3 protein-coding genes are annotated in these 3685 nt (G+C 72.7%); 2 read left to right on the forward strand and 1 reads right to left on the reverse strand.

Annotated features, from left to right (window positions below; genetic code table 11):
• The coding region (locus ACTIR_RS0107145) for a CaiB/BaiF CoA transferase family protein (RefSeq protein ID WP_026453743.1) at positions 1-969 on the reverse strand (969 nt) is incomplete at its 3' end.
• A 223-nt stretch (positions 970-1192) separates the two neighbouring features.
• Here ACTIR_RS0107145 and ACTIR_RS0107150 point away from each other — a divergent pair.
• Together ACTIR_RS0107150 and ACTIR_RS0107155 are read left to right on the forward strand one after the other, a co-directional pair.
• Positions 1193-2251 (forward strand): PaaX family transcriptional regulator, encoded by a 1059-nt coding sequence (locus tag ACTIR_RS0107150; RefSeq protein ID WP_026453744.1) that lies wholly within the window; start codon positions 1193-1195, stop codon positions 2249-2251.
• 192 nt (positions 2252-2443) lie between these two features.
• Entirely contained in the window at positions 2444-3625 is a 1182-nt protein-coding gene (locus tag ACTIR_RS0107155) for an ABC transporter ATP-binding protein (RefSeq protein ID WP_026453745.1), read from the forward strand.
• Positions 3626-3685: the final 60 nt, after the last annotated feature.

The raw sequence follows: 3685 nt of genomic DNA on the forward strand, positions 1-3685 counted from the left end.
CCCGGCGGCGGTGAGGGCCTCCACCGCTTCGGCCACCGGGCGCCGCCGGCACCACCGCGCGAGCGTGTCGTGCAGTTCGTCGGCGTGCCGCACCCGGGCGTCGCGGGTGCCGAACCGGGGGTCGTCGACCAAGTCCGGCCGCCCGATCGCGTGGAACACCCCGTGTGCGAACGAGTCCACCGGGGCGCACAGCGCGAGGTGGCCGTCCGCGGCGGGCAGCACCCCGAACGGTGCCAGACGGGGGACCACCGGCCCGGTCCGCTGCGCGATGCCCACCCGCTCCAGCGCCTCGAACGGTTCGCACGCCACCAGGGACGTCAACGTGCCCAGCATGGAGACGTCGACGTGCTGGCCCTGCCCGGTGCGGTCGGCGACCGGCAGCGCCGCCACCGTGCCGATCACCGCGAACAGCGGTGCCAGCAGATCCGCCACCGGGAGTCCGAACCGGACCGGGTCGTCGTCCGGCCGGCCCGCGGTGTACATGATCCCGCTGAGGGCCTGCACGATCGTGTCCATCGCCTTGCCCGACCCGGGGCCGCCCTGCGCGCCGAAGCCGCTGATCGAGGTGTAGACGAGGCGGGGGTTGATTCCGCGCACGGTCGCGTGGTCGATGCCGAGCCGCTCGGTGACCCCGGGGCTGTAGTTCTCCACCAGCACGTCGGCGTCGCGGACCAGGTCGGCGAACACCGCCCGGCCGCGGTCCTGCTTCAGATCCAGCGTCACGCTGAGCTTGTCGCGACCGCGCACCAGCATCGACACGGACAGGTCGTCGTCGGCCTCGCGGCTCAGCCGGAGACCGTCGCGGCCGACGTACGGCGCGTTGTCGCGGGCGGGATCCCCGCCGGTGGCCGGGTTCTCCACCTTGATCACCGTGGCGCCGAGTCCCGCCAGCAGCAGGGTCGCGTAGGGGCCCGCCAGCGCCGTGGTCAGGTCCACGACGGTGCGGCCCGCGAGTGGTCGGTCGTTCATGGTCTCCCCACGACGCGGCCGGAAAAGCCGGTGCCGGTTCCGTGTGTTCCCGTCGCCGGCCTCGACTCAATGCAGATTGGAGACGATAGTATCAACAAGTGACGCCTATTCAAGGGTTCGTCCGGCAGCGGACGACACCGGCAACCACGGCACCGGGTCGACCGTGCGGAGCGGACGTATCCTGTCTGCGCCACCAGTCGACCACGGAGAGCAGCGAAGACGCATGACCGCCACCTCGCACGAGCACCCGGCGTCGGACCCGGACCCGAGCGGGCCGGGCCCGGGCGACCGGGTGACGGAGGAGCGCAGGCCGAACGGCGGCGCCCGGCCCCAGCAGCTGCTGACGTCGCTGCTCGGCGACTTCTGGTACTGGCGCGAGGAGCACATCCCCTCGTCCGCGCTGGTCGAACTGCTCGGCGAGTTCGGCATCACCCCGTCCGGCGCGCGCACGGCGATGCGCAGGCTCGCCGCGCGGGGGCTGCTGACCGTGCGGCGCGAGGGCCGGACCACCGCCTACGGCATCCCGCCCCGTTCGGTCGCGGTGATCGTGGAGCACACCTACCGGATGCTCACCTTCGGCGCGTCCGCGCCGGACTGGGACGGGCAGTGGACCGTGGTGGCGTTCTCGGTGCCCGAGCAGGACCGCGGGCTGCGCACGGCCCTGCGCAGCCGGTTGCGGGTGCTCGGCTTCGCCCCCCTCTACGACGGCGTCTGGGTCTCCCCGCACGACCAGGGCGCCGCCGCCGCCGCGGCGGTGCTCGACGAACTCGGCGTGACCACGGCGACCGTGCTGCGCTCCGCCGAGGTCCGCCGCACCGCCGACGCGGGCGGGGTGCGCACCGCGTTCGACCTGGACACGCTGCACCACGACTACCGGCGCTTCGCCGAGCGCTACGAGCCGGTGCTCGACCGTGCCGCCGCGGGCCGCATCGACCCGGCCGAGGCGCTGCGGGTGCGCACCGAGCTCGGCGCCGAGTGGCGCGACTTCGAGCAGACCGACCCGGACCTGCCCGCCGAGCTGCTGCCGGACGCCTTCGCCCGGGACCGGGCTCAGCACGTGTTCGTCGAGGTGTACCACCGGCTCGGCCCCGTCGCCGAGCTGCGGTTCCGGCAGATCCTGGGCCGCACCGCGCCCGCACTCGCCGAGCTGGTCACCCGGCACGACCTGGACAGCGTCACCGCGCTGCGGCAGTCCCTGGGCGAGGCCGCGCACGGCGACACCCCGTTCGAGCGCGCGACCACGGCGCGCCGGATCGCCGAGGCCGACCGGCAGCGCCGGTAGGCGCCCGGTCCGAACCATATGGACAGTCGACCCACCCGCCCCTGATCCTGAAGCCGGCCTGTCCCGTTCTCCGGACGCGACCGATTTTGCGCGTCAGATTATTGACGATCGGCCACGCAGTCGACGATAGTGAGCGGCGTCCTTGGCGCCCGGGTCGATTCCCGCCCGCCGACCAGCAAGGAGGAGTGGGACATGGCCGTCCTGCCCGAATCCGATCAACGCGCACCCGTCGGGAGCGACACCGCCGCAGGCGACGTCGACGCTCCGGTCGTGCGCGTCGAGCACCTCACCAAACACTTCCGCCGCCGGGACGGGTCGGCGGTTCCCGCGATCGACGACGTCTCGTTCGACGTGGCCGCGGGCGACTTCGTCGTGCTGCTCGGCCCGAGCGGGTGCGGCAAGACCACGCTGCTGCGCTCGATCGCCGGCCTGGAGACCCCGGACAGCGGACGGATCAGCTTCGACGGGCGGACCCAGTTCTGCCCCCGGCAGCGGATCAACGTGCCGCCGGAGCGGCGGGGCGTGAGCATGGTGTTCCAGTCGTACGCGCTGTGGCCGCACATGACGGCGCTGCGCAACGTGTCGTACCCGCTGCAGAACCGCAGGGGTCGCAAGCCGAAGCGTGCCGAGATCGCCGACCGCGCCCGCGAGGTGTTGGCGAAGGTGGGGATCGGCGAGCTCGAACAGCAGTACGCCGCGCAGATGAGCGGCGGTCAGCAGCAGCGGGTGGCTCTCGCCCGGGCGCTGGTGGCCAACGACGCGCTCGTGCTCTTCGACGAGCCATTGTCCAATGTGGATGCCAAGGTGCGCGAGCAGCTCCGGATCGAACTCGTCTCGCTGCAACGGGAACTCGGCTTCGCGGCGATCTTCGTGACCCACGACCAGACCGAGGCCATGCAGCTCGGCACCCGGATCGCCGTGCTGCGCGACGGCCGGATCGTGCAGGACGCCTCGCCGTTGGACATCTACACCAGACCCGCCGACCGTTACGTCGCCTCGTTCGTCGGCACGATGAACGAGGTTCCCGGCACCGTGTCCGCCAGAACGGGGGAGACCGTCGTCGTCGACACGAAACTCGGGTCGGTGACGGGCCACGCGGGGGCGGACACCCTCGCCGTCGGCGACCGGGTCGCGGCGATGTGGCGACCAGAGTACAGCACGCTGTCCGTCGACCGTCCGGTCGCGGCCAACCGCTTCTCCGGGCGCGTACAGGCGTCGTTGTTCGTCGGCGCGCACACCGAGCAGCTCGTCCGCGCCCGCGACCAGGAGATCCGGGTGCTGGTGCCGGGCGCGCAGCCGCTCGACACGGGCAGTGAGGTGTCGGTCGAGGTGTCCGACGCCGACGTCGTCGTCTTCCCGGTGGAGTCGGCATGAGCGCGCCCACCACCCCGCCACCGACCCCGCCGCCGCGCGAGGCGGACGCACCGGACACCC

The organism is Saccharomonospora iraqiensis subsp. iraqiensis (assembly GCF_000430445.1).
GTDB classification, from domain to species: domain Bacteria; phylum Actinomycetota; class Actinomycetes; order Mycobacteriales; family Pseudonocardiaceae; genus Saccharomonospora; species Saccharomonospora iraqiensis.